This window comes from Nocardioides sp. (assembly GCF_030150155.1).
In the GTDB taxonomy this organism is placed as follows: Bacteria; Actinomycetota; Actinomycetes; order Propionibacteriales; family Nocardioidaceae; genus Nocardioides.
Genome location: NZ_JASLGR010000012.1, coordinates 1 through 26,180 on the forward strand (window position 1 = coordinate 1; position 26,180 = coordinate 26,180).

The following is a 26,180-nucleotide window of genomic DNA, read 5'->3' on the forward strand; positions in this document are numbered from 1 at the left end:
CCCGAGACGAACGCGCAGGTCAGCGCGGTGTTCTTCGGCGGCGGCACCCCGACGCTGCTCGCCCCCGGCCAGCTGGGCCGGATCATCGCGGCGATCGACGGCAGCTTCGGCCTCGCGGCGGACGCCGAGGTGACGGTCGAGGCCAACCCGGAAACCGTGGGCCCCGCCGAGCTGGCGCAGCTGCGCGCCGAAGGGGTCACCAGGCTCTCGTTCGGTATGCAGAGCGCGGTGCCGCACGTGCTGCGGGTGCTTGACCGCGAGCATGAGCCCGGCCGGCCCGCCGACTGCGTCCGCTGGGCCCGCGCGGCGGGATTCGAGCACCCGCAGGACGTGGGGCACCGCGCTCTGCATACCGAACGAGAGCCTGGTCACACCCTCGGCCCGCAGCTGCGCCAGCTCGGCGGGCCCCACGGTTTCCGGGTTGGCCTCGACCGTCACCTCGGCGCCCGCCGCGAGGCCGAAGCTGCCGTCGATCGCCGCGATGATCCGGCCCAGCTGGCCGGGGGCGAGCAGCGTCGGGGTGCCGCCGCCGAAGAACACCGCGCTGACCTGCGCGTTCGTCTCGGGCAGCACCCCTGCCGCGAGGTCGATCTCGCTGGTCACCAGGTCGGGATACGCGGCCTGGCTGGCCCCGCCGCCCAGTTCCGTGGCGGTGTAGGTGTTGAAGTCGCAGTAGCCGCACCGGGTACGGCAGAACGGCACGTGTACGTAAACCCCGAACGGGGCATCACCGAAGCCTCGGGTCGCGCTAGCCGGCAACGACCCGTCCTCGGGAACCGGTTCACCCTCCGGCAGCGTTCCTGGCATAAAGGCGAGGATAAGCTGTAATGGGAACGACACAGGCGGGAGGTACTCGTGTCCTCAGATCCGGGGCCTGCTTCAAGCGGCTTTCCGCAGCCGTCCGACTCGCCGGCCGACCCCATGCCGCCGACGGAGCCGCTCCAGTCGACCTGGCCGATCCCGCCGACGCCGGCTGCCCCGCCCGTGCCGACGAAGCGGATGCCGGCGACGCCGCCGCCGCCTCCGGTACCTTCCCGCCCGGCCTACGGGCCGCCGACCTACGGCGGCCCGTACGGCGCGCCGCCGTACGGGCCGCAGCACGCCCCCGTGTCCGTACCCTACGGCTCGCCGCCGGGACGGTACCTCCATGCGGGGATGCTGGCCGCCGCCGCGGACAGGGACCGGACGATGGACGTGCTCAAGGCCGCCTTCACCGAAGGGCGGCTGACGAAGGGCGAGTTCGACGACCGGACCGCCCGGGTGCTGTCCGCGCGGACCTATGCGGACCTGAACGCCCTGGTCGCCGACCTGCCCGTCGGGCCTGGCGGGCCGCCGCTGGCGCCCGCGCCCTACCAGGCGGGGTACTACCAGCCGCTCAACGTCAGGAGGACCAACGGGTTCGCGGTCGGCGCGCTGGTCTGCGGCATCGTCCCGTTCTTCGGCGGCATCCCGGCGGTCATACTCGGGCACTACGCGCGCGGGCAGATCAGGAAAACCGGTGAGCGCGGCGACGGGATGGCCATCGCCGGGCTCATCTTCGGCTACCTGTGGATCTCGCTGTGGGTCCTGATCATCCTGGTCAGCGTCGCCGGCCACAGCTAATCTCCGGGGGACGCGCCCCCCCGTGCGTGAATCCCCTGATTACTTGGGGTTCTTCTCCGCCTGGCCGGTGGACAGGGCGGCGACGAACGCCTCCTGCGGCACCTCGACGCGGCCGATCGTCTTCATCCGCTTCTTGCCTTCTTTCTGCTTCTCGAGCAGCTTGCGCTTGCGGGTGATGTCGCCGCCGTAGCACTTGGCGAGGACGTCCTTGCGCAGCGCGCGGATGTTCTCCCTGGCGATGATCCGGCTGCCGACGGCCGCCTGGATCGGGACCTCGAACTGCTGCCTCGGGATGAGTTCCTTGAGCTTGGCCGTCATCGACAGGCCGTACTCACGGGCGTTATCCGAGTGCACGATCTGGCTGAACGCGTCCACTGGCTGGCCCTGCAGCAGGATGTCCACCTTGACCAGGTTGGCGACCTGCTCGCCCTCTGGCTCGTAGTCGAGGCTGGCGTAGCCGCGCGTCCGGCTCTTGAGCTGGTCGAAGAAGTCGAAGATGATCTCGGCGAGCGGCATCGTGTAGCGGATCTCCACCCGGTCGGTGGACAGGTACTCCATGCCCTTGAGCACGCCGCGGCGGCCCTGGCACAGCTCCATGATCGTGCCGATGTAGTCAGACGGCGAGATGACCGTGGCCTTGACGACTGGCTCGAAGACCTGGGCTATCTTGCCGCCGGTGTTGCCCTTGCCGGGGACCTCCGGGGCGAAGCCCGCCAGGCCGCCGGGGTACTCGGCCGGGTTGGTGACCGTGAGCTGGCGGCCGCTCTCCATGACGACCCGGTACACCACGTTCGGGGCGGTCGAGATGAGGCTCAGGTCGAACTCGCGCTCGAGCCGCTCCCTGACGATCTCCATGTGCAGCAGGCCGAGGAACCCGCAGCGGAAGCCGAAGCCGAGCGCGGTGGACGTCTCCGGCTCGTAGACCAGGGCGGCGTCGTTGAGCTGGAGCTTGTCCAGGGCTTCACGCAGGTCCGGGTACTGGTCGCCGTCGACCGGGTAGAGGCCGGAGAAGACCATGGGCTTGGGGTGCGCGTAGCCCGCCAGGGGCTCCTTCGCCCCGCCGGTCGAGGTGGTGATCGTGTCTCCGACGCGGGCCTGGCGGACGTCCTTCACCCCGGAGATGACGTAGCCGACCTCGCCGGCGCCGAGGCCGTCGGACGGGATGGGCTCCGGGGAGATGACGCCAAGTTCCAGGGTCTCGTGGACGCTCTGGGTGGACATCATCAGCATCCGCTCGCGCTTGCTGAGCTTGCCGTCGACGACCCGGACATAGGTGACCACGCCGCGGTAGGTGTCGTAGACCGAGTCGAAGATCAGGGCACGGGCCGGCTTGTCGGCCTCGCCGACCGGCGCGGGCACGCGCTTGACGATCTCGTTGAGCAGCGTCTCCACGCCGAGACCGGTCTTGGCGCTGGTGAGCAGCACGTCCTCGGTCTCGCAGCCGACCAGGTTGGCCAGCTCGAGGGCGTACTTCTCCACGTTCGCGCTGGGGAGGTCGATCTTGTTGAGCACCGGGATGATGGTGAGGTCGGCACCCATCGCCAGGTAGAGGTTGGCCAGCGTCTGGGCCTCGATCCCCTGCGCCGCGTCGACCAGCAGGATCGCCGCCTCGCAGGCCTGCAGGGAGCGGGAGACCTCGTAGGTGAAGTCGACGTGCCCGGGGGTGTCGATCATGTTGAGGATGTAGGTGCCGGCCTCGATGTCGTGCGTCTGCGCAGCCTCGGCGGTGACGGTCCACGGCATCCGGACGGCCTGGGACTTGATCGTGATGCCACGCTCACGCTCGATGTCCATCCGGTCCAGGTACTGGGCCTTGGCCTCACGGTCGCCGACGACGCCGGTGATGCCGAGCATGCGGTCGGCCAGGGTCGACTTGCCGTGGTCGATGTGCGCGATGATGCAGAAGTTTCTGATGATCGCGGGATTCGTCTTGCCAGGCTGCGGGACGCTCATGATGTCGCGCATCATTCCACGCTCAATACTGATGGAACCAAAGCGCGACCGACGCCGCCTCGCCGGGGCAGGTGACGTTGCGATCGCGGCCTGCTTCGACCCACTGCGTCAGCACCGCCGTGCCGCCCTGGATGGACCGCTCGGGGCCGCATCGGACCAGTGCCTCCGCGCGCGAGGTGTGGCCCGCCGCCCGCCACTCGCGCAGCCCCAGGGAGAGGTCGCCCACGACGCGGCGCCACAACGCCGTGGTGGAGTAGACGCCCACCTGGAAGCCCTGGTCGGCGTAGGCCTGCGCCGCCGCCCTGACCACGGCGGCGTTCTTCGCCAGCGCGCCCGCACCACTGGGCCAGTCGAAGTCCGGCACCGGCTCGACGTCGAGCCAGATCGACGGCGTGGTGAGGCCGGCCGCCTTGAGGGTGGCGATGTTCGCCATCGCCTGGGCGTACCCGGCCTTCGCCGGGCTGCCGTGGGTACGGAGCTGGTCGGCCGAGGGCCAGCTGATCACCGAGTACGCCGCCACCGCGAGGTGCCGGGCACGGGCCCAAGCGACCTGATCGGCCAGGCAGGGGTTCGAGGTGTTGCCCGGCCCGTTGGTGAGGCCGAACAGCACGAAGCGGGCCGAGTCCAGCGGCATCGGCGAGCCCAGGGTGCGGCGTTCGGGGATCCCCATCCCCTTCGGGCACTGCGGCCAGCTGACGTCGGCGCCCTCGATGGTGGCACCGGTGGCGGTGCTCGCCGTGGGATCCGACGTGGGATTCGACGTGGGCAGGGAGGAGACCGCGGCCTGGGCCGAGGCCGCGAGTCGAGCGAGGTCGTCGGCCCGGGCGGTCGGGGTGGTGGACGGCGGCGCAGCGGTCGCGGTCGTGCTGCTCGGGCCGCTGGTGCTGGCGGAGTCGGACGGGGTGCCGGCGGACTGCTCGCGGGTCGACGTACCGCCGGCGCAGGCCGAGAGCACCAACACCGGCACGACCATCGCCGCGCGCCACGCCACATGCACGCACCGATCCTGACATCCTGAGACCCGTGCCGACGCCGATCCCCACGAACATCCCCCACGGTGAGACGGCGATGCGCCTGGAATGGGTGCACCTGCCGCCCCACCTGCGCCGCGCGATCGAGCGCACCATCGGCACCACGGTGGTCGACGCGTACTCGTGCGACGGCGGCTACACCCCGGGCCTGGCCTCGGTGCTGCTGTGCGCCGACGGCACCCGGCACTTCATCAAGGCCGCCTCGGTCAAGGCTCAGCCCTACGCGGCGGCGTCGTACCGCACCGAGGCCAAGCGCGCCCGCACGCTGCCGCCGGGGCTGCCGGCCCCGCGGCTGAAGTGGACCCTGGACGACGGCGGCACCGACGCCTGGGTGGTCCTCGGCTTCGAGTTCGTCGAGGGCCACGCCCCGGCCCGGCCCTGGCGTCCCGAGCAGGTGGAGGCCGCCAGCGCGATGCTGGTCGAGACCGCCCGCCAGCTCACCCCTGCGCCCGGCATCGGACTGACCACGTTCGCCGAGGAGTACGCTGCCTGGCCGGCCCTGTGGACGACCGTCCTGCGCGAGTACGACGACATGCCCGGAGCCGAGGAGGCCGCGGCGTTGGCCGCACGGTTCGCCGAGGTGACCGCCGGCGACACCCTGGTCCACTTCGACGTACGCGACGACAACCTGATCGTGCGCCCCGATGGCTCGGTGGTGCTGTGCGACTGGAACTTCGCGACGCTGGGGGCCGAGTGGCTCGATTCACTCACCCTCCTCATCGGCCCGCGTGGCGACGGGATCGACGTCGAGCCCCTGATCGCCGCCCATCCCCTGCTGGGCTCGGTCGAGACCGAGGCGATCGACATCGTACTGGCGTTGATGGCCGGCTACTTCCTCTACGCCGCCGCCCAGCCGAAGGTCTCCAACTCCCCGTGGCTGCGCGAGATCGCGATGTGGCAGGGTGAGGTCTGCTGGACCTGGCTCGCCGAGCGTCGCGGCTGGAGCGCCGCCGGGGCGTAGCGATTTGAGCCTGCCGCTGCCACTCCACTAATCTGGTGACTCGCGTGTTCGCAGTTAGGCCTCTCCCCTCTGATTTCCCCGAGGGGCCGGGCGGATCGCACCCCTCTGGTGGCACAGAGACCTAACTGAACCGAACCCCCAAGGATTGAAGAGACTCTCATGGCTAACATCAAGTCGCAGATCAAGCGCAACAAGCAGGCCCTGAAGGCCAACGAGCGCAACAAGGCCGTCAAGACCGAGCTGAAGTCCGCTGTCCGCAAGTTCCGCGAGGCCGCTGAGGCTGGCGACAAGGACGTGGCCGTGGCCGCCGCCAAGGTTGCCGGCAAGAAGCTCGACAAGGCCGCCTCGAAGGGCGTCATCCACGCCAACCAGGCCGCCAACCGCAAGTCCTCGATCTTCAAGAAGGCCGCCTCGCTCTGAGGTAACACCTTCTCAGCCGAATGGCCCGCCGATCTCTCGGCGGGCCATTCGTCATTTGCCGACTTCCGGGTTCACCACCAGCGAGGTCCGGGTTCACCACCAGCGAGATCCGGGTTCACCACCAGCGAGGTCCGGGTTCACCACGACGGTTGGTGACAAACCCGGAAGTCAGCCGTGGCGAACCCGGATCTCGGCGGTGGGAAACCCGGAATTCGGCGGTCAGCGGCGGCGCAGGCCCGTGACGGTCAGGACGAGCCGCTCCAGGGTGTAGTTCGCGTCGCTCGCGGCACCCTTGATGTCGGCGTCGGCCTGGGCGACCGCGCGGATGGCCTCTGCGAGGCCGTCGGGGGTCCAGCCCCGGAGCTGGTCGCGCAGGCTGCGCAGCTTCCACGGCGGTACGCCGACCTCCCGCGCCAGATCGGCGTCGCGGGCACCCCGCGGGGCCCCGGACAGGCGTGCCAGGCCGCGGGCGCTGCCGGCGAACGCGCTGGTGATGAGCACTCCGGCGGTGCCACCGTCCAGGGCCCAGCGCAGCTCCTCCAGGGCGACCTGGCGACGCCCGGCGAAGGCGGCGTCGGCGACGGCGAACGACTTCGCCTCGGCCCGGCCACCGAAGTACTGCTTGACCTGGCTCTCCCCGATCGCACCGTCGGGGAAGTCGTTGACCAGCTGGTGCGCGGCCGCGGCGAGAGAACGCAGGTCGTGACCGACCGCCTCGATCAGCACGGCCGCGGCTTCGGGGGCGATCTTGCCGCCGTGTCCGCGGACCTCGTGCGTGACGAAGCCCGGCAGCTCCGAGGCCTTCAGCTCCTCGGACTTCACCTCGGTGACGGTCTTGACCTTGCGAAGCTTGTTCAGCACGCCACTGCCCTTGGCCCCACCGCCGTGCACCAGCACCAGAGCGACGTCGTCGACCGGAGCCGCGGCGTAGTCGAGCAGCCCGGCGACCGACTCCTCGGGCAGGTTCTCCAGGGCGCGCACGACGACGCAGCGGATCGAGGAGAAGAGGGACGGAGCAGCCAGGTCACCCAGGGTCGCCAGCGTGAGGTCCGAGGCCATCGCCTCGGAGAACTCCGACTCCGCGTCGTAATCGGTCACAGCACGGCGTACCGACCTGACCGTCCGTTCGGAGAGGAACTCCTCCTTGCCGGTCACGAGGGTGACCCGGCCGAGGACCTGGGCGGCGGTCGGAGCGTTCATCACCCCAACGATCCCACACCTCGCGTCTCCCGCCCCACCTCGCTCACCCGCCCGTGCGCACCTCGAGGCCGTCCGCCCCGAGCACCACGGCGAGGCCACCGTCCTGATCGGTCCGGTAGACCTCCGCACCAGCGCGGCCGAGCGGATCCAGTGTCGACGCCGCCGGGTGACCGTACGTGTTCTTCGCCCCGACCGAGGTCAACGCCACCTGGGCGTGCAGCGAGGTCAGCCAGGGCTCGTCCTGGAACCGGCTGCCGTGGTGGGGCACCTTGAGCACGTCGACCCGCAGCCCCGGCACGCTCCGGGCGATCCGCGCCGACGCGGCCGGGTCGACGTCACCGGCGAGCAGCAGCGTCACGCCACGGCAGCGCACCAGCAGCACCACCGAACCGGCGTTGGAGTCGGTCGCGGCGGGCAGTGTCGGCGGCGGCCACAGCACCTGGGCCGTCACCGGGCCGACACTGAACGTCTCTCCCTGGCGGGCGGGTCGGGGCTCGATCCCGGCAGCGTGGGCGGCGTCGAGCACCAGCCCTCGACCGTACGCCGGCCCCGGCAGGACCGTCGTCCAGACCTGCCCCACCCTGCGGCCGTGGAAGACCGCCTCGGCTCCCCCGACGTGGTCGGCGTCGAAGTGGGTGAAGAGCGCTACGGGCACCTGCCGCACGCCGAGCCGGTCCAGGCACTGCTCCATCGGCGCCGGATCGGGTCCGGCGTCGATCACGATCGCGGTACCGGCCGCGACCGAGAGCACCAGCCCGTCGCCCTGCCCGACGTCGCACATCACCAGCAGCCAGCCCGGTGGCGGCCACGCCCCACCCGGCAGCCGTACGCCGATCACGACGACCATCACGGTCATCACCAGCACCCCGATCCAGCGGCGCCCCACCACCACCGGTGCCCAGAACAGCAGCGCGAGCACCAGCACCGTCAACATCACGATCGCTCCCGCGCCGACGGCCCAGCCGATCTCGGCACCCGGCATCGCGGCACCACGGTGGGCCACCGCGATGATCCAGGCCACGCACCACGAGGCACACCAGCCGCAGAGCTGTCCGCCCCGCGGCCACACCACCCCGACGATGCCGCCCAGCAGGCCGAGGACCGTCGCGGGCCCGACCGCCGGCTCGGCCAGCAGGTTGGCGGCCACGGCGACGAGGCTGACCTGCCCCGACATCGCTGCGATCAACGGCGTGCAGGCGAGCTGGGCAGCCATCGGAACCGCGATCGCCTCGGCCAGCCAGCGGGGCATCCACCGGGCGAGCGCGTCGCGCCAGGCCGGTGCCGCGAGCAGGATCCCGGCCGTCGCCAGCACCGAGAGCGCGAAGCCGATCGAGACCGCCATCGCCGGGTCGACCAGGATCAGCGCGAGCACCGCGACGCCGAGGGCACGCAGGCCGCGGTGGCGGCCATTGGCCGACATCGCGATCAGGCCGACGGTCCCCATCGCCGCGGCTCTGACGACGCTGGGCTCCGTACGTGCCAACAGCACGAACCCGACGATCCCGGCCGCGCCGACCACGATCAGCCACCGTCCCCGCACCCGGCACCACCGCGCCAGCCAGAGCAGCGCGCCGACGACCAGGGTGAGGTTGGTGCCCGAGACAGCGAGCAGGTGGGTGAGGCCGGTGACCTTGAAGTCGGCGGAGAGCCCTGCCGTGATCGCCGAGGTGTCGCCGTCAACCAGGGCCGGGACGAGCGCCGCCCGCTCGGCGGGCCGCCCCTCGACCGAGGCCCGGATCGCGGCTCTCACCGTGCCCGCGGCACGCCACCAGACTCCCGGCTCGGCCAGGCGCTCCGGGGCTGAGCGGTCCCCCGACCCGACCCTGACCTCGGCACTCTGGGTGGGGTCGTCGGCGGGCCGCAGCCGGCCGACGAAGCGGATCCGCTCCCCCAGCCGCACCGAGGTCCAGGTAGGCGGCGCCAGCACCCGCACCAGGGTCCGAACCGAAGCCCGTACGCCGTCGACCTCGGCCTTCTGCACGAGCACCGAGACCACGACGCTGCGGGAGAAGCCCCCGGTGAGGACCCGGGGATCGCTACGCACCGTGCCGCTCAGCGTCGCCAGACGCCGCTGCTGCGCCCACTGGGCGACCGGGTCCGTGGCGGCGGCGGTGACGCGTACCGACGCGAGCCCGGCAGCGAGGAACGTGACCGCGAGGACCGCTGCCAGCATCGCGAGGCCCTGCCCCTGACTGCCCGACGCGCCCGCTTCGCCCCTGCGCCCCGCCCCACCCCTGGGCGCCGCTCCATCGCGCCGCTGCCGCTGCCGTCGCCACGACACCGTCACCCCAGCCACCAGCCCGCCACCGACCAGCACCACGATGAGCACGGCCCACCGTGGGACCCCGACGCCGTGCAGCACCAGCACCGCCAGCGCGCCCACCCACGCCGCAGCGGCCAGCAGCGGGACACGCAGATCGGGGCTCACCGGGCTCACACCGTGACGTGCGGTTCGAGCTTGGCCAGGGTGGCTTCGCCGATCCCGTCGACGTCGAGCAGCTCACCGACGGCACCGAACCCGCCGTGCTGGGTGCGGTAGTCGAGGATCGCCTGCGCCGTCACCGGCCCGACTCCGGGCAGGGTGTCGAGTTCCGCGGCCGTCGCGGTGTTGAGGTTGACCAGGCCACCGGAGGTGGTTCCGGCACCGCCGCCGCTCGCCGCGGTCGAACCACTCGATCCTGCTGCGGCCGCGGCCCCCTTCCCGACCAGGATCTGCTCGCCGTCGACGAGCAGCCGGGCCTGGTTGAGCCCCGACAGATCGACACCGTGCCGCGCCCCGCCGGCAGCACGCAGGGCATCGATCACCCGGGAGCCGGCCGGGAGGGTGCGGACGCCGGGACGGCGTACCTTGCCTGCCACATCGACGGTGACCGAGCCCTGCGCTCCCGCAGGCCCCGCGCCCGCCGCGCCGCCAGTAGCAGAGACCGACCCGACCGCAGGAGTCGATGACGGCGCCGGCACCGACGTCGCCGCCGCGGTCAGTGCGGGCGCCGACACCACCGCCGGACTCCCCGCGGCGACCACGTCGGGGGTCCGCCGCAACAGCCACCAGCAGCATCCCGCCAGGGCGACCACTGCTACCAGGGCGATCACCGCGACGTGCCACGGCTCGATCCCCACCGGGCCGCGCAGCGCCACCGGCAGCCACCGTCGTCTCTCCGCATGGCGTCCGATGTCGGGCACCGGCGGTGCCAGCCCGGCCTCACCCGAGGCCGCCTCGCCCAGCACCGCCCCCGCAGAGACCACCTCCTCCGGGGCAGCCCCCTCCCGGGACAGCAACGCCAGCCGGTGGGCCACCACCTCCTGCCGCGTGCGAAGCTCCGAGCGCATGCGGCGACGCTAGGTCCGACTCGTCACCGACCGCTCCGGCACGGATCAGCCCTGTGCACAACGCCCTCAGCGCAGCAGCCTGGGGACGCTTCCGGGTCCGTCCTGCGTCAGAAGCGACAGACCCACCACGGCCAGCACGCCGAGACCAACACCCCGCGGCCAAACACGCCGAGACCGGCACGCCGAAACCGCACACCGGTGAACCCGCACCCACCCCACCCATGACAAGGTAAAGGAATGAGCGAGAACAACGATCTGATCTTCGGGGATACGCAGATCGGCAAGGGCCTCAAGCCCTTGGCGCAGCACGGCTCGGTGGTCATCACCACGGCCGGCGTACTCCGCCTCCTGGGCACCGACGGGGCCCTCATCGACGAAGCACCCCTGTCCCAGGTCTCAGCCAAGCGGATGCTGGTCACCGGCGGACAGACCGTCGGCCTGACCCTGGGTGATCGCAAGTACAACGCCACCCCTGGCTGGGGCGGGGCCCGCTTCGAGGGCGCCCTGGGCGTCTTCAAGACCACGAAGGCCGCCAAGGCCCTGGTCCAGGTGATCCAGGCGGGCGGTCTCCCCCAGGCCTGAGCCAGACCTCAGGACCCGAGCGCTGGCGCCACACACGTGGCGACCAGCCCGGGTCCGACGTGAGCCCCCAGCACCGCACCGAGCTCGACCACCTTGGCCACCTGGTCGATCTGACCGGCCAGCCGGTCGGTGATCCCCCGGACCAACGCGTCGGCCCGTTCGGGTGCGCCCAGGTGCGCGACGATCACGTCGACCGGCCCGGTGCCGGCCGCCTCGACGGTCAGGTCCTCGAGCCGGGCCAGCGCGCGGGTGGAGGTCCGGACCTTCTCCTTCACCACGACGCGGCCGTCGTCGATGGTCAGCAGCGGCTTGACCGACAGTGCCGAGCCGACCAACGCCGAGGCAGTGCCGATCCGGCCACCGCGACGCAGGTACTCCAGGCTGTCGACGTAGAAGTAGGAGCGCGTCCGCTCGGCCCGCGCCATCACGGCCTCGGCCGCCTCGGCCAGGCTCGCCCCGCCCGCGGCGGCGTGCGCACCGGCCAGGGCGGCGAAGCCGACACCGGGACCGACCATCCGGGTGTCCACCGCGAGCACCTCGATCGGGGAGCGCCGCGCGGCGATCCTGACCGACTCGATGGTGCCGCTCATCTCGGCGGTCAGGTGCACTGCGAGCACCGCGTCGGCACCCTCGGCGGCCAGCCGCTCGTACAGCGCGAGCATCGTGGCCGGCGCCGGGCGCGACGTACTCACCGACTGACGTGCCGTCAGTGCGGTGATGATGTCGCCCGGGGCCGTGCCGTCCTCACCGTCGAGGTGGGTCACCCCACCGATCGCGACGGGCAGCGGAACGACCTCGATCCCCGCCGCCGCTGCCACCGCAGGGGGCAGGACGGCGGTGGTATCAGTGACGACCACCACGCGAGGCATGGTCAATCAGACCACGATGTTGACGAGTTTGGGAGCCCGAACGATCACCTTGATCGGCGTCGCGCCGGCCAGCGCCTTGATCACGTCGGCGTCGGCGAGCGCCGCAGCCTCCAGGTCGGCCTCGCTGATCGACGGCGAGACCTCCAGACGACCACGGACCTTGCCCTTGATCTGGACCACGGCGGTGACGGTGTCATCGATCAGCAGCGCCTCGTCCACCGTCGGCCAGCCGGCGTGGGCGACCGTCACGGTGTGATCGGGGTTCTTGCCGAGCCGCTCCCACATCTCCTCCGCCGTGTACGGCGCCACCAGCGACAGCAGGATGGCGACCGCCTCGGCGGCCTCGCGCACGGCGGGATCGCCCGCGCCGGCCCCGGAGTCGATCGCCTTGCGGGTGGCGTTGACCAGCTCCATCGTGCGGGCCACGACGACGTTGAACCTGAAGGTCGTCATCAGCTGCTCGACCTCGTGCAGCGTCTTGTGCGTGATCCGGCGCAGCGCCACGTCGCCCTCGGCGAAGGAGACGCCGGGCTCGGAGGTGACGTCACCGGCCAGACGCCAGGCGCGCTTGAGGAAGCGCACCGAACCGTCGGGCGAGACGTCGGCCCAGTCGATGTTGTCCTCCGGCGGGCCGGCGAAGACCAGGGTCAGGCGGACCGCGTCGACACCGAACTCGTCGAGCTGCTCGCCCAGGTTGATGCCGTTGCCCAGGGACTTCGACATCTTCTTGCCCTGGTTGATCACGACGCCCTGGCTCATCAGCCGGGTGAAGGGCTCCTCGAAGTCCAGGTAGCCGTGGTCGTGCAGCACGTAGGAGAAGAAGCGGCTGTAGAGCAGGTGCAGCACGGCGTGCTCGACGCCGCCGACGTACTGGTCGATCGGGCCCCACTGCCGCATCGCCTCGACGTCGAACGCCGCGGTGTCCAGGTTCGGCGAGACGTAGCGCAGGAAGTACCACGACGAGTCGACGAAGGTGTCCATCGTGTCGGAGTCACGCTTGGCCGCACCACCGCACTGCGGGCACGACACGTTGACCCAGTCCTCGACCGCGGCCAGGGGCGAGGAGCCCTTCGGCTTGAGGTCGGCACCGGTGACGTTGTCGGGCAGGCGCACCGGCAGCTGGTCCTCGGGGACCGGTACCTCGCCACACGCCGGGCAGTGGATGATCGGGATCGGCGCGCCCCAGAAGCGCTGGCGCGACAGCAGCCAGTCACGCAGCCGGTAGTTGACGGTGCCCGAGCCGGTGCCGCGCTCCTCCAGCGTCGCGATCGCGTCGGCGATGGCACCGGCCTTGTCGTACGCCGGGGCGCCTCCCTCCGATTCCGCGTCGTCGTACACCGGAATGATCGGCAGGTCGAACTTCTCCGCGAACTCGCGGTCGCGCTGGTCGTGGGCGGGAACCGCCATGATCGCGCCGGTGCCGTAGTCGGCCAGCACGTAGTCGGCGGCCCAGACGGGGATCTCGTCGCCGTTGACCGGGTTGATCGCGGTGATGCCCAGGTCGACGCCGGTCTTGGGCCGGTCGGTGGCCAGACGGTCGATGTCGGAGGCCTTCTTGACCTCGTCGCGGTAGGCCTCCAGGGCGGCGGCCTGCTCCGGCGCGACGATCTCGCCGGCCAGGTCGGCGTCGGCGGCGACCACCATGAAGGTGGCGCCGGGCAGCGTGTCGGGGCGGGTGGTGAAGACGGTGATCGGCTTCGTCTCCCCCGAGGCGAGGTTGAGCACGAAGTCGACGTGGGCGCCCTCGGAGCGACCGATCCAGTTGCGCTGCGCGGCCACGACGCGGTCGGGCCAGTTGCCCTCGAGCGTGTCGATGCCGTCGAGCAGACGCTGGGCGTAGTCGGTGATCTTGAAGTACCACTGGGTCAGGTTCTTCTTGGTCACGACCGCACCGCAGCGCTCGCAGGTGCCGTCGGCCAGGACCTGCTCGTTGGCCAGCACGGTCTGGTCGACCGGGCACCAGTTCACCGGGGAGTTCTTCCGGTAGGCCAGACCCCACTCACGGAACTTCAGGAACAGCCACTGCGTCCAGCGGTAGTACTCCGGGTCCGAGGTGTGCAGCCGGGTGGACCAGTCGAAGCTGACCGCGTAGCGGTGGAAGGACTCCGCCTGGGTCTCGATGTTGGCATAGGTGTACTGCGCCGGGTGCTCGTTGCGCTTGATCGCAGCGTTCTCCGCGGGCAGGCCGAAGGAGTCCCAGCCGATCGGGTTGAGCACGTCGTAGCCCTGCTGCCACCAGTACCGCGCGGTGACGTCGTGCAGCGCCATCACCTCGGCGTGACCCATGTGCAGGTCACCGCTCGGGTAGGGGAACATCGTCAGCGCGTAACGCTTCTCCGCCTCGGGACGCAGACCCGCCTTGAACGGGTCGAGCTTCTCCCAGACCGGACGCCACTTGGCCTGAAGGCTGGTGGCGTCGTAGCCGTCCTCGGACTCAGGGGTGGGCTCGCTGGCGGGGAGGCTCTGGGACACGTCGCTCATAACCGTCCCAGCCTACCGAGATGTCCCGGCTCGGTCGCGCACAGGTCGATCCTGCAAGATCTGTGGTGTGCTCCTGCCCCAGATGCCGCGTCTGCCCCGTCTCGTGGTCTGGTCGGCCGCGATCGTCCTGGTCCTGGGAGTGGGTCTCTCCCTGGTCGGGGCCTGGCAGACCGGCGTCTCGTGGGATGAGAGCTACCACGTCACCCGGCTGCGCAACTACCTCGATCACGGCTGGTACCTGCTCGACCAGGACCTGGACGGCAACAAGCCCGGCAGCTGGGAGAACCAGCAGTACGTCTACGGCCCGATCGCGGCACTGCTGCTGCACGGCTGGACCGCGTTGTGGGGCGGCGAGGGCTGGGGGTCGGTCTCGGCCAGCGCGCACGCCTACGCCCTGCGCCACGTCGGCGTCGCCCTGATCGCCGCGGTCGGGGTCGGCGCCACCGCCGTCACCACCGGCCTGCTCACCCGGCGTCGCTCCTGGGCACTGCTCTCGGCGGCCGTCCTGGTGACGGTGCCGACCTGGACCGGGCACGCCATGTTCAACGTCAAGGACATCCCGGTGGCCACCGGCTACACCCTGGTCACCGCCGGCTGCGCGGCACTCCTGGTCGCCGCCGAGCTGAGCCGCACCCGGCTGGCCCGGATCTGCGGGGCGATCGCGATCGGAGCCGGCTTCGTGCTGGCGATCGGCACCCGCCCCGGGATCTGGCCCGGCCTCACCCTGACCGTGCTGGTCGCGATCCTCGCCCTCGCCCTCCCCCAGCGCACCGCGAGCGCCGAGCGCCCCGGCGTCGACCTGCGGGCGATCACCCTCGCGCTGGCGCCCCTGATCGGGGCCGGGCTGGCGGCGTACGTCGTCCTCCTGGCCGTCTATCCGGCTGTCTTCGCCCACCCGGTGGCCGCGCTGACCCACTCGGTGAGCCAGTCCGCCGACTTCGGGGACACCCCCGGTCGCTGGTGGTACCTGCCCCTCTACCTCGGCATCGAGCTGCCCACCGGCTGGCTGATCGCCGGGGCGTTCGGCACCTGGATCGCGCTGCGCCGGGTCGACCCGTGGCACCTGCTGCGCCGCCTCGGCGCCGGCATCGACGCCCGGGCCGCGATCCTGCTGATCGTCGGTGCGCAGACCTTCGCGCTGCCGGTGATCGCGATCGTGCACCAGTCCAACGTCTACACCGGGATCCGGCAGTTCCTCTTCGCCGCTCCCGGCCTGGCGATCCTGGTCACCCTCGCTCTCGGCGCCCTGATCGCCCGGCGTCGGGTCTGGGGTCCGCGGCTGGCCGTGGCCGGCCTGGCGGTGCCGCTGGTGGGCTCGGCGATGCTCTTCCCCTACGTCTACTCCTTCGAGTCGATGCCCGCGAACGCCCTCGTGCCCGCGATCACGTCGAACGACTGGCGGCTCCAGGTGCAGACCGACTACTGGCGCACCAGCGTCAGGGCGCTGGCGCCCGAGGTCACCGCCGGGGCGTTCGTGACCTGCTCCCCCTCGCGCACCCACGGGGCGTTCCTGCGTCGCTCCGAGGAGTCCAACGACGACTGCGGCTCCATCCTGGTCAGCCCGCTGTCGGCGTACGACGACACCCGCCGCGGCCACTGGGACGGCGGCCCGACCGAGTTCCTCGCGGTGAACCAGGGCTCGGCCACCGTCGGCACGAACTGCACCAAGCTCGGCGCGATCACCCGTCGGCTGTGGTGGCGCACCCTGACCATGTCGACGGTCAGCCGGTGCGAGCTGGTCCTGATCCCCGACCCCGGCCCGATCACCTTCGACGGCGACGGTGGCGGCTCGACGGTGATGCTCGGTGGCTGGACCCAGCACCCCAGCATCAAGGCCGCCCGGGTGCTGCCCGGTGCTCAGGCCCAGATCGGCTTCATGACCCCGCACGAGGGCGCGCTGACGCTGCGCGCCCAGGGCTCGGCGATCGACGCGATCTCGGTCAACGGCACGCCGCTGACCCTGACGCCGGAGGCCGACGGGGTCAGTGCCCAGATCCCGGCCGAGGTCGCGGCGAGCTGGGGCGGACGCCTGGTGCTGACCTTCGGCGCCGGGGCCACCGAGCTGCGGTTGGCCTCCCTGAGCGTGTCCTAGTGGCTCGTGTCAGAAGTTTTGGGACGGTTGGCGTGCTCGGGGTGCGTGCCTCGCAAGGCGGAGGACCGAAGGCGGGCCGGAGGCCCGTCGAGTGTTCGACAACGCAGCGAGGAGCGTGCCCCGAGTGGGCGAACCGACCAACAACTTCTGACACGAGCCACTAGTCCTGGGTGCAGAGCCCGGCCGTGTCGGCCAGGCGGAGCAGCCCGTCGATCTGCGGCAGCGGCCGGGAGTCGTTCTCCAGGTGCCACAGGCCATCCACCAGCCGGTAGTCGCCGACCATCCGCCCGGCCACGAAGTCGCGCAGGCCGTCGAGCAGCCGGTCGATGTCGGCGTCGCTGGTTCCCAGGCCGACGCTGACCCGGATCGCTCCCAGCGGCAGGTCCAGGCGGGCCAGCAGCGGGTGGGCGCAGAACCGGCCGTCGCGCACGCCGACGCCGTGCTCGGCCGACAGGTAGGCCGCCACGAAGCCCGGCTCGGCGTCCTCCATGGTGAAGGTGACCACACCGATCGGCTCGTCGGAGTCGACCCAGAGCCGGGCGATCCGGACACCCTCGATGGCGTTGAGGCCGTCGACCAGCCGGGTGCGCAGCGCCGCCTCGTGCTGCGTCCACTCCTCGGCGTCGAGGGCGGCCAGGGTCTGGCAGGCCTGGGCGAGGGCGACGGCGCCGATCAGGTTCGGCGTACCACCCTCGTGCCGGGCCGCGCCCGTCTCCCAGGTGGTGTCACGCAGCTGGACCTTGCGCACCGCGCCGCCGCCCGACAGGTACGCCGGTCCGGCGTCGAGCCAGTCACGACGGCCGACCAGTGCGCCGGCGCCGTACGGCGCATAGAGCTTGTGCCCGGAGAAGGCGACGTAGTCGGCGTCGGTCTCGGTCAGGGAGAAGCGATGGTGGGCCAGCAGCTGGGCGCCGTCGACCAGGACGCGGGCACCGTGCTGGTGGGCGATCGCGATCACCCGGTCCAGGGGCAGCGACTCCCCGGTCACGTTGGAGGCACCGGTGACGGCGACCAGGGCGTAGGAGTCACCCTCCAGCTCGGCCTCGATCCGGTCCAGGGTGCCGGCCACGGTCGGCGATCCGACCACGATCGTGACGCCCTGGGGATGGGACTGCCAGGGCAGGAAGTTGGCGTGGTGCTCGACGTCGACGACCAGGACCTTGCCCGGCACGACACTGGCGAGCAGGTTGATCGAGTCGGTGGTGTTGCGGGTGATCAGGGTGATGTCGTCGGCGCGGGCACCGACGAAGTCGCCGATCTGGACGCGCGCCTCCTCATAGAGGGCCGTGCAGACCTGGGACAGGTAGCCCGCGCCGCGGTGGACGCTGGCGTACCAGGGCAGCACCTCGGCCACGCGGGCCGCGACGCTCTCCAGGGCCGGGGCGCTGGCCGCGCCGTCGAGGTTCACGTAGGTCACCCACGAGCCGTCCAGGACGGGCACCTTGGTGTCGGCTCCGATCAGCGGCTTGAGCGGAAGGATCTCAGCGGGAGCGGCGACGAGCGACATGCACTGATTCTAACGACCAGATCGATGGACTTTGACCACAGCGCCCGGTGGAAGAGATCGGGGCCTGCGATGGTTAGGACTGACATGGCCACCATCGACCTCACCTCTGACACCTTCGAGCAGACCGTCCTCGACAACGAGATCGTCCTCGTCGACTTCTGGGCCTCCTGGTGCGGCCCGTGCCGCCAGTTCAGCCCGGTCTACGGCGCTGCCTCCGAGGAGCACCCCCAGATCGTCTTCGGCAAGGTCGACACCGAGGCCGAGCAAGCGCTCGCCGGAGCCGCCCAGATCACCTCGATCCCGACACTGATGGCGTTCAAGAAGGGCCACCTGGTGTTCTCCCAGCCCGGCGCCCTGCCCGCCCAGGCGCTGTCGCAGGTGATCGAGGCCGTCGTCGGGCTCGATGTCGAGGCCGCCATCGAGGCCGCTGCCGCCGAGGCCGAGGCTGCCACGGAGTGATCCGGGTGACGTCGTACGACGGCGTCACCGATGCTCCGCTCGGGCGGAGCCTCCCCTAACCTTGACCGGTGCTTGATATCGGCGTCCTCCTTACCGTCTTCGCCCTGATCTTCGTCTCCGAGCTGCCCGACAAGACCGCGATCGCCTCGCTGGTGCTGGGCACGAAGTTCCCGCTGCGCTGGGTGTTCGCCGGGGTCGCCGCCGCATTCGTGGTCCACGTCGTGATCGCCGTCGCGGCCGGTCAGGTGCTGACGCTGCTGCCGCACAACGCGGTCGAGGCCGTCGTCGCCGTGCTCTTCCTGCTCGGCGCGGTGCTGATCTGGCGCGAGGGGTCCGAGGACCTCGAGGAGGAGGAAGAGGCCGAGGAGGCCGAGCTCGACGCCGCCGAGTCCAAGCGCTCGTTCTGGAAGGTCGCCAGCCTCGGCTTCGGTGTCATCTTCATCGGCGAGTGGGGCGATCTGACCCAGATCATGACCGCCAACCTGTCGGCCAAGTACGACGACCCGCTCTCGGTCGGCATCGGTGCCGTCCTGGGTCTGTGGGGTGTCGCGCTGACCGCGATGCTCTTCGGCAAGACCCTGCTCAAGGTGATCCCGATGCGGACCATCACCCGTATCGCCGCCGTGGTGATGGTGATCCTGGCGATCATCACCATCGTCGGCATCCTCGACTGATCCACCCGAAGGCACCCGCATGTCCACGAACCCGAACACGAACCCCCACACCGAGGAGTTCGGCACCCTCGACCGGATCGACCCGGAGAAGCTGGCCGTCACTCTGGAGGTGCTGGCCTCACTGCACAAGCTGCCGCCGGAGCACGAGGACGTGCGGACGGTCAAGCACGCCACCGGGTACATGTGGAAGCTGATCAAGAAGGCTCGGCGCACCGAGATCCGCGAGGGGCGTGCCACCCACGACCGCGAGATCATCGAGAAGACCGCCACCGGGTCGGCGATGCGGATCGACGACGAGACCGCCGGCATCCCCCTGGTCTCCAACGCCCAGGGCGCCTTCGCCGGGGAGCTGCTGACCGCGCGCGGGTGCTACATCTGCAAGGCCGACTTCACCCTGGTCGACGCGTTCTACCACGGCCTGTGCCCCTCCTGCGCGGCGATGAGCCACACCAAGCGCGACCAGCACGCCGACCTGACCGGCAAGCGCGCCCTGCTCACCGGCGGCCGCGCCAAGATCGGGATGTACATCGCGCTGCGGCTGCTGCGCGACGGTGCCCACCTCACCCTGACCACCCGCTTCCCCAAGGACGCGGTCCGTCGCTTCGCCGCGATGGAGGACAGCGCCGAGTGGTTGCACCGGCTCAAGATCATCGGCATCGACCTGCGCGACCCCACCCAGGTGGTCGCCCTCACCGACGAGGTCGCGGCCGCCGGGCCGCTCGACATCATCGTGAACAACGCCTGCCAGACCGTACGCCGTCTCCCGGGCGCCTACACCCACCTGATCGAGGGCGAGACGGCACCGTTGGCGCCCCTGCCCAGCGGGCTGGAGATGCCGGAGATGCTGACCTTCGACCGGATCAGTGAGGCCCACCCGGCCGCACTGGCCGGGGCGCTGTCGGCGACCCAGATCGCCCACCACGACGGTGAGAGCTCCGAGGCGGCCCTGGAGGCTCTCAACGCCGCCAAGCTCACCCAGCTCGCCCTCACCGCGGGCCAGGCCTCCTTGGAGGCCCACCTGGCGGGCACGGCGATCGACGCCGGCGGCCTGATCCCCGACATCCAGACCAACAACTCCTGGACCCAGGTGCTCGACGAGGTCGACCCGCTGGAGCTGCTCGAGGTGCAGTTCTGCAACTCGATCGCGCCGTTCCTGATCAACTCCCGGCTGCGTCCGGCGATGCGCGCCGCGGTCGCTGCGGGGGCTCGTCGGGCGTACATCGTCAACGTGTCGGCGATGGAGGGGCAGTTCTCCCGGCGTTACAAGGGCCCGGGTCACCCGCACACCAACATGGCCAAGGCCGCCCTCAACATGATGACGCGGACCTCGGCGGGCGAGTACTTCGAGACCGACCAGATCCTGATGACCGCCGTCGACACCGGCTGGATCACCGACGAGCGCCCGCACGAGGAGAAGCTGCGGATCGCCGCCGAGGGCTGGCACGCCCCGCTCGACCTGGTCGACGGTGCCGCCCGGGTCTACGACCCGATCGTGCAGGGTGAGAACGGCACTGATCTCTACGGCTGCTTCCTGAAGGACTACCAGCCCTCCCCCTGGTGAGATCCGGGTTCACCACCGCCGAGATCCGGGTTCACCACCCGCGAAGTCCGGGTTCACCACCCGCGAAGTCCGGGTTACCCACCATCGAGATCCGGGTTACTCACCACCGAGTTCCGGGTTCACCACCACACTGGTGGCGAACCCGGAAGTCGACCGTGGCAGACCCGGAACTCGACCGTGGCGAACCCGGAAGTCGACCGTGGCGAACCCGGACTTCGCGGGTGGTGAACCCGGACTTCGCGGGTGGCGAACCCGGATCTCGGCGGTGGTGAACCCGGAAGTCGGCTACTTGGGGGGCATCCTGATGCCGCCGTCGACGCGGATCACCTCGGCGTTCAGGTACGAGTTGGTCAGGCACTCCACGACCATCGAGGCGAGCTCCTCGGAGCGGCCGAGGCGCTTGGGGAAGAGCACGTTGGAGCCGAGGTTGGCCTTGAACGCCTCCGAAGCCTCGCCCTCGCCGTAGATCGGAGTGTCGATCAGGCCGGGGGCGACGGTGTTGAGCCGGATGCCGGCCGAGGAGAGGTCCCGGGCGACCGGGAGGGTCATCCCGACGACGCCACCCTTGGACGCCGAGTACGACGCCTGCCCGATCTGTCCGTCGAACGCGGCGACGGACGCGAGGTTGACGATCGCGCCCCGGCAGCCGTCCTCGTCGGGGGTGTTGGTCGACATCACCGTGGCGGCCTGGCGGACCATGTCGAACGTGCCGATCAGGTTGATCCCGATCACCTTGGTGAAGGCCTCCAGAGAGTGCGCCGACTCCAGGGTGCCGTCGCGGCCGATGGTGCGCTGGGCCCAGCCGATGCCGGCGGAGTTGACCACGGCACGCAGCGGCGCGATCTGGCTGGCGACGGCGACCGCCTCACCGATCTGAGCGGTGTCGGTCACGTCGACCTGGGCGAAGACACCGCCGATCTCGGCGGCCAGGGCCTCACCCTTGTCGGCCTGCAGGTCGGCGACGACGACGGTGGCACCCTGGGCCGCGAGGGCCCGGGCGACGGCGGCACCGATGCCGGAGGCACCGCCGGTGACGATGGCTGAAGATCCAGTGAGTTCCATGCGCCCACTGTAGCGAAAATCAGAACGCGTTCTAGTTCGCCGCCTCGGTAGCCTGGACCCATGCTCCGGTTCGAAGTCGACGCCCTCACCCACCCCGCCGTGATCGCGCTGCTGAACGAGCATCTGGAGGACATGTACGCCACCTCCCCCGCCGAGTCGGTGCACGCCCTCGACCTCAGCGCCCTGCAGGCGCCCGAGATCGCGTTCTGGAGCGCCTGGGAGGGCGTCGAGCTGCGCGCTACCGGGGCGATCAAGACACTCGGGCACGGCCAGGTCGAGCTCAAGTCGATGCGGACCGTGGCCGCCGTACGCGGGCAGGGTGTGGGTGCCTCGATGCTGGCCCACCTGCTGGAGCAGGCGCGCCGTGCCGGGGCCGCGGAGGTGCTGCTGGAGACCGGCACCGAGGACTACTTCGCCCCCGCGCGGCGGCTCTACGCCCGGCACGGCTTCGTGGAGTGCCCGCCGTTCGCGGCGTACGTCGAGGACCCGAACAGCGTCTTCATGGTGCTGGCGCTCTCCTGAGACCGCTCGGCGTCCCACCCCCTGCCAGACTGGTCCCATGAGCGACCTGACCGTCTACGAGAAGCCGACCTGCACCACCTGCCGCAAGCTCGCCACGCTGCTGCGCGAGCACGGCATCGACTACGACAAGGTCAACTACCAGGTCCTCGGGCTCGAGGCCGACGAGCTGCGCGACCTGCTGGCCAAGGCGGGGCTGAGCGCGCGCGAGGTGCTGCGCACCCGCGAGCCGGAGTACAAGGAGCTCGGGCTGGCCGACACCAGCCTCACCGAGGACCAGCTGATCGCCACGATCGTCGAGCACCCGGCCCTGCTGCAGCGCCCGATCGTCGTGCGCGGCGACCGCGCCGTGCTGGCCCGGCCGGTCGAGAAGGTCCTCGAACTCCTCGACTGAGCCCCTTGATCGGCACCGGGACAGCGCGGATGCTGGACGGGTGCCTGACTACGGACATCCGCTGCGGTTCGGAACGTTCCTCACGCCGCTCAACGCCCCGGCCGAGCAGCCGGTCAGGCTGGCGGTGCTGAGCGAGGAGCTCGGCTACGACCTGGTCACCTTCCAGGACCATCCGTACCAGCCCGCGTTCCTCGACGCCTGGACCCTGCTCTCCTGGGTGGCGGCGCGCACCGAGCGCGTGCACCTGTCGGGCAACGTGCTCAACCTGCCGCTGCGCCAGCCCGCCGTGCTCGCCCGGGCCGCGGCCAGCCTCGACCTGCTCAGCGAGGGCAGGGTCAGCCTCGCCCTGGGCGCGGGCGGCTTCTGGGACCCGATCGTGGCGATGGGCGGTGACCGGCTCACGCCGGGTGAGTCGGTGGAGGCACTGAGCCAGGGCATCGACGTGATCCGCGGCATCTGGGACGTCGCCGAGCACCGCCCCCTGCACGCCGGCGGCGAGTTCCATCACGTCGGCGGCGCCAAGCGCGGTCCGGCCCCCGCGCACGCCATCCCGATCTGGCTGGGCGCCCTCAAGCCGCGGATGCTGCGCCTGCTCGGCGCCAAGGCCGACGGCTGGCTGCCCTCCCTGGCCTACCTCAAGCCCGGCGACCTGGAGCGCGGTCAGCAGGTGATCGACGAGGCCGCTCAGGGTGCCGGACGCGATCCGCGCGAGATCGTCAGGCTGCTCAACATCACCGCGCAGCAGAGCGCCACCGAGCTCACCGACCTCACCCTGCGCCACGGCGTCAGCACCTTCATCCTCGCCACCGACGACCCCGGGACGCTGCAGCACTTCGCCACCGAGGTGATCCCTGCGGTGCACGACGCGGTCGCCGCAGGCCGTGACAGCGCCGGTACGCCGCCCGCAGGACGGTTCCGCTCAGCGACCGCCCTGGCCAAGCGCCGCCCCGGCATCGCGTACGACGATCTCCCCGAGGCCCTGCGCGACCGCGCCGTGGAACCGGGTGACCCGGAGTGGGTGCGCTACACGTCGAGCTACCTGCGGGGTGGGGCACCGGGCCTGGTGCTGCGCCCCACCACCGCCGAGGAGGTCGGCGAGGCGGTGGTCTTCGCGGCCCGCCACCGCGACCTGCCGTTGGGTGTCTTCAGTGTCGGTCACGGCATCTCGGGCCGCTCGATCAACGACGGCGGCCTGGTGATCGACGTGGGCGCCTTCCGCCACATCGAGGTGGTCGACGCCGAGGCGGGGCACGTCCGGATCGGCCCCGGAGCGCGCTGGGTCGACGTGGCCCGCGCCCTGGCGCCGTACGGGCTGGCGATCTCCAGCGGCGACTCCGGGGGCGTCGGTGTCGGCGGGCTCGCGACGGCGGGCGGGGTCGGCTGGCTGGCCCGTGAGCACGGCCTGACCATCGACCACGTCACCGGGATGGAGGTGGTGCTGGCCGACGGGACGCTGGTGCACACCAGCGCCGAGGAGCGGCCCGAGCTGTTCTGGGGCATGCGCGGGGCGGGGGCGAACTTCGGCATCGTGGTCTCCTTCGAGTTCCGTGCCGACCACGTCGGGCACGTCGCGTTCGCCCAGTTCACCTTCGCGACCGGGGACGGTCCCGGCACCGCCGACTTCCTCACCACCTGGGGCAGGGCGATCGAGGCGGCCGACCGGTCGGTCACCGGTGCCCTGACGATGGGTCCGCCCCAGGGCAGCCGTGGGATCGCCCACGCGATGCTGGTGGTCGACTCCGACGACCCGGACACGATCATCGACCGGCTCCAGCCGATCGCCCAGATCGCCCCGCTGCTGGAGCAGTCGGTGGCGCTGGTCACCTACGCCCAGGTGATGGAGGCGTTCACCAGCGAGGCACCCCAGGCCGGTCAGGGCGAGCCGTTGGCGCACTCGGGTCTGGTCGATCATCTGACCCCGGACCTGGGGGCCGAGCTGGCGGCGATGCTGGCGGCCCGGGCGACGTACTTCCTCCAGATCCGTGCCGTCGGGGGTGCCGTGGCCGACGTCCCCGCCGAGGCGACTGCCTGGGCGGGTCGGTCGGCGAACTTCGCGCTGTCGGCGATCGGCACCCGCGACAGCGGCCTGGACCAGTGGTGGGCGCGGCTGGTGCCGTTCTTCGACGGGATGTACCTGAGCTTCGAGTCCGACCTGGGCACTGAGGTGGTCGAGCGCGCCTTCCCGCCGGCGCACCTGGCTCGGCTGCGCGACCTCAAGCGGCAGGTCGATCCGACCGGGCTGTTCCGGGACAACTTCTTCATCGACCCGACGGGGGTGTGAGGCAGCGCCCCACACCCCCGAACCGGTCAGCCGATGCTGAGTCCGGCCGCCGGGCTGATCTGGGCCGCTCGCCGGCTCGGCACCAGACTCGCCACCACCCCGGCCAGGACCGCGACCACGACCATCACCACCAGCGCCGCCCACGGCACCGCGATGCTGGTGTCGACCGAGAGCGAGCCGATCAGCACCTCGACGCCGACGAGGGCGAAGCCGACCCCGACCACGATCCCGATCAGGGTCGCCGCCAGCGAGAGCAGCACCCCCTCCCAGGCCAGGGTGGCACGAAGCTGGCCGCGGGTCAGGCCCATCGCCCGCAGCAGGGAGTTCTCCCGGGTCCGCTCGACCACCGAGAGACCGAGGGTGTTGCCGACCCCGATCAGGGCGATCACGACGGCGACGCCGAGCAGGCCGACGACGGCCACGCTGATCACCCGGACCTGCCGGGTGATGAAGCTGCGCTTGTCGTAGTCCCCCGCCACCGTCACCGTCATCCCCGCCTTGGAGGCGGCACTGATGATCGCGGTCTGCAGGTCCGAGGCGTTGGCCCCGTCGGCGGCCCGGATCCACAGCGCCCGTGGGGTGGTGCCCGCCAGGGCCTGCGGCGTGGTGCCCAGCAGCCGGGCCAGGGCTGCCGGACGCATCGCGACCACGTCGGTGCCGTACTCGTCGCCGTACGCCGTCGCGACGTTGGTGACCTTCCCACCGCGGCTGCCCGCCTCGACCGGCATCACCAGCCCACTCCCGGTGGCGGCACTGGTGTCCTTCAGGCCACCGAAGGAGCCGGCCAGGTCGAACCCGACCCGGGCGTCGACCCCGTCGAACCGCTCGTCGGCCGCCGTGGTGCCGCCCCGCAGCGCCGCCTCGCGGCCGGTCACCGCGAGCGCGGTCACGGTGGTGTCCCCGACGTGCAGGGTGCCGCCGTGCATGGCGGTCACGTCCGCGACACCGTCGACCTTGCGGATCGCGGAGATGGCGTCGGGCCCGAAGCCGGTCGCCGAGGTGGTCACGGTCAGGTCGAGCGGGTAGCTCTTCGCCATCTCGGTGTCCAGGGACCTGCTGATCGAGCCCAACCCGATCAGCACCGCCGTGGTGCCGCCCCGCAGCGCCGCCTCGCGGCCGGTCACCGCGAGCGCGGTCACGGTGGTGTCCCCGACGTGCAGGGTGCCGCCGTGCATGGCGGTCACGTCCGCGACACCGTCGAC

Annotated in this window: 21 protein-coding genes and 2 pseudogenes; 12 read left to right on the plus strand and 11 right to left on the minus strand. The window is 71.1% G+C overall.

The window, feature by feature from the left end:
• Nucleotides 1-27 precede the first annotated feature (27 nt).
• A pseudogene (locus Q1V88_RS02345) lies at nt 28-258 on the plus strand (radical SAM protein); the annotation flags it as partial.
• A 90-nt stretch (nt 259-348) separates the two neighbouring features.
• On the opposite strand, the pseudogene Q1V88_RS02350 reads toward Q1V88_RS02345, so the two are convergent.
• Nucleotides 349-807 (minus strand): annotated as a pseudogene (locus Q1V88_RS02350) (radical SAM protein); the annotation flags it as partial.
• 300 nt (nt 808-1,107) lie between these two features.
• Between Q1V88_RS02350 and Q1V88_RS02355 the strand changes: the two are divergent.
• Complete coding sequence (locus Q1V88_RS02355) at nt 1,108-1,602, plus strand: DUF1707 and DUF4190 domain-containing protein (RefSeq protein WP_300677381.1); 495 nt, start codon at nt 1,108-1,110, stop codon at nt 1,600-1,602.
• Nucleotides 1,603-1,641: 39 nt separating this feature from the next.
• Here the strand turns inward: Q1V88_RS02355 and lepA are convergent, their stop codons facing one another.
• A complete protein-coding gene (gene lepA / locus Q1V88_RS02360) occupies nt 1,642-3,555 on the minus strand; it encodes a translation elongation factor 4 (RefSeq protein ID WP_300677384.1) in 1,914 nt (637 codons plus the stop codon).
• A 22-nt stretch (nt 3,556-3,577) separates the two neighbouring features.
• Nucleotides 3,578-4,552 carry a hypothetical protein gene (locus tag Q1V88_RS02365; protein ID WP_300677386.1) on the minus strand — a complete coding sequence of 325 codons (975 nt, stop codon included), beginning with the start codon at nt 4,550-4,552 and terminating at the stop codon, nt 3,578-3,580.
• Nucleotides 4,553-4,578: 26 nt separating this feature from the next.
• Here Q1V88_RS02365 and Q1V88_RS02370 point away from each other — a divergent pair, with 26 nt between their 5' ends.
• Nucleotides 4,579-5,547, plus strand: a complete 969-nt coding sequence (locus Q1V88_RS02370) for a phosphotransferase (RefSeq protein ID WP_300677389.1) — start codon at nt 4,579-4,581, stop codon at nt 5,545-5,547.
• A 159-nt stretch (nt 5,548-5,706) separates the two neighbouring features.
• On the plus strand, nt 5,707-5,967 hold the full coding sequence (gene rpsT, locus Q1V88_RS02375) for a 30S ribosomal protein S20 (RefSeq protein WP_300677391.1): 261 nt from the start codon (nt 5,707-5,709) through the stop codon (nt 5,965-5,967).
• Between the two features lie 219 nt (nt 5,968-6,186).
• Here rpsT and holA read toward each other — a convergent pair whose 3' ends face one another.
• The 3 genes from holA to Q1V88_RS02390 are packed head-to-tail and all read right to left on the minus strand — an operon-like array spanning nt 6,187 to nt 10,497.
• Complete coding sequence (gene holA, locus Q1V88_RS02380; RefSeq protein ID WP_300677392.1) at nt 6,187-7,167, minus strand: DNA polymerase III subunit delta; 981 nt, start codon at nt 7,165-7,167, stop codon at nt 6,187-6,189.
• 43 nt (nt 7,168-7,210) lie between these two features.
• Nucleotides 7,211-9,595: a ComEC/Rec2 family competence protein gene (locus Q1V88_RS02385; RefSeq protein WP_300677394.1), complete on the minus strand. Its 2,385-nt coding sequence runs from the start codon at nt 9,593-9,595 to the stop codon at nt 7,211-7,213.
• A 5-nt stretch (nt 9,596-9,600) separates the two neighbouring features.
• Nucleotides 9,601-10,497 carry a ComEA family DNA-binding protein gene (locus tag Q1V88_RS02390; RefSeq protein ID WP_300677395.1) on the minus strand — a complete coding sequence of 299 codons (897 nt, stop codon included), beginning with the start codon at nt 10,495-10,497 and terminating at the stop codon, nt 9,601-9,603.
• A 237-nt stretch (nt 10,498-10,734) separates the two neighbouring features.
• Between Q1V88_RS02390 and Q1V88_RS02395 the strand changes: the two genes are divergently transcribed.
• Nucleotides 10,735-11,079 (plus strand): hypothetical protein, encoded by a 345-nt coding sequence (locus Q1V88_RS02395; protein ID WP_300677397.1) that lies wholly within the window; start codon nt 10,735-10,737, stop codon nt 11,077-11,079.
• A gap of 8 nt (nt 11,080-11,087) precedes the next feature.
• Here Q1V88_RS02395 and Q1V88_RS02400 read toward each other — a convergent pair whose 3' ends face one another.
• Complete coding sequence (locus Q1V88_RS02400) at nt 11,088-11,948, minus strand: DegV family protein (protein ID WP_300677421.1); 861 nt, start codon at nt 11,946-11,948, stop codon at nt 11,088-11,090.
• Nucleotides 11,949-11,954: 6 nt separating this feature from the next.
• Nucleotides 11,955-14,429, minus strand: coding sequence for a leucine--tRNA ligase (gene leuS / locus Q1V88_RS02405; protein WP_300677399.1), 2,475 nt, complete (start codon nt 14,427-14,429; stop codon nt 11,955-11,957).
• Nucleotides 14,430-14,496: 67 nt separating this feature from the next.
• Between leuS and Q1V88_RS02410 the strand changes: the two genes are divergently transcribed.
• Nucleotides 14,497-16,521, plus strand: a complete 2,025-nt coding sequence (locus Q1V88_RS02410; protein WP_300677400.1) for a hypothetical protein — start codon at nt 14,497-14,499, stop codon at nt 16,519-16,521.
• A 160-nt stretch (nt 16,522-16,681) separates the two neighbouring features.
• On the opposite strand, the gene Q1V88_RS02415 is transcribed toward Q1V88_RS02410, so the two are convergent.
• Nucleotides 16,682-18,028 carry an aminotransferase class V-fold PLP-dependent enzyme gene (locus tag Q1V88_RS02415; protein WP_300677402.1) on the minus strand — a complete coding sequence of 449 codons (1,347 nt, stop codon included), beginning with the start codon at nt 18,026-18,028 and terminating at the stop codon, nt 16,682-16,684.
• A gap of 84 nt (nt 18,029-18,112) precedes the next feature.
• Between Q1V88_RS02415 and trxA the strand changes: the two genes are divergently transcribed.
• From trxA to Q1V88_RS02430, 3 genes are all read left to right on the plus strand, one after another.
• Nucleotides 18,113-18,487 carry a thioredoxin gene (gene trxA, locus Q1V88_RS02420; RefSeq protein ID WP_300677404.1) on the plus strand — a complete coding sequence of 125 codons (375 nt, stop codon included), beginning with the start codon at nt 18,113-18,115 and terminating at the stop codon, nt 18,485-18,487.
• 68 nt (nt 18,488-18,555) lie between these two features.
• Nucleotides 18,556-19,161 (plus strand): TMEM165/GDT1 family protein, encoded by a 606-nt coding sequence (locus Q1V88_RS02425; protein ID WP_300677406.1) that lies wholly within the window; start codon nt 18,556-18,558, stop codon nt 19,159-19,161.
• A 19-nt stretch (nt 19,162-19,180) separates the two neighbouring features.
• Nucleotides 19,181-20,722, plus strand: coding sequence for an SDR family NAD(P)-dependent oxidoreductase (locus Q1V88_RS02430; RefSeq protein ID WP_300677408.1), 1,542 nt, complete (start codon nt 19,181-19,183; stop codon nt 20,720-20,722).
• 285 nt (nt 20,723-21,007) lie between these two features.
• Here the strand turns inward: Q1V88_RS02430 and Q1V88_RS02435 are convergent, their stop codons facing one another.
• On the minus strand, nt 21,008-21,784 hold the full coding sequence (locus Q1V88_RS02435; protein WP_300677410.1) for an SDR family NAD(P)-dependent oxidoreductase: 777 nt from the start codon (nt 21,782-21,784) through the stop codon (nt 21,008-21,010).
• A gap of 60 nt (nt 21,785-21,844) precedes the next feature.
• Here Q1V88_RS02435 and Q1V88_RS02440 point away from each other — a divergent pair, with 60 nt between their 5' ends.
• From Q1V88_RS02440 to Q1V88_RS02450, 3 genes are read left to right on the plus strand one after another with little or no spacing between them, the layout of a single operon-like run.
• The gene (locus Q1V88_RS02440; protein WP_300677412.1) at nt 21,845-22,306 is read left to right on the plus strand and encodes a GNAT family N-acetyltransferase; all 462 of its coding nucleotides are present in this window, start codon (nt 21,845-21,847) and stop codon (nt 22,304-22,306) included.
• A gap of 37 nt (nt 22,307-22,343) precedes the next feature.
• Nucleotides 22,344-22,697, plus strand: coding sequence for an arsenate reductase family protein (locus tag Q1V88_RS02445; RefSeq protein ID WP_300677414.1), 354 nt, complete (start codon nt 22,344-22,346; stop codon nt 22,695-22,697).
• Between the two features lie 40 nt (nt 22,698-22,737).
• Nucleotides 22,738-24,978, plus strand: a complete 2,241-nt coding sequence (locus Q1V88_RS02450) for an LLM class flavin-dependent oxidoreductase (protein WP_300677416.1) — start codon at nt 22,738-22,740, stop codon at nt 24,976-24,978.
• A gap of 26 nt (nt 24,979-25,004) precedes the next feature.
• On the opposite strand, the gene Q1V88_RS02455 is transcribed toward Q1V88_RS02450, so the two are convergent.
• The coding region (locus Q1V88_RS02455; RefSeq protein ID WP_300677419.1) for an FtsX-like permease family protein at nt 25,005-26,180 on the minus strand (1,176 nt) is incomplete at its 5' end.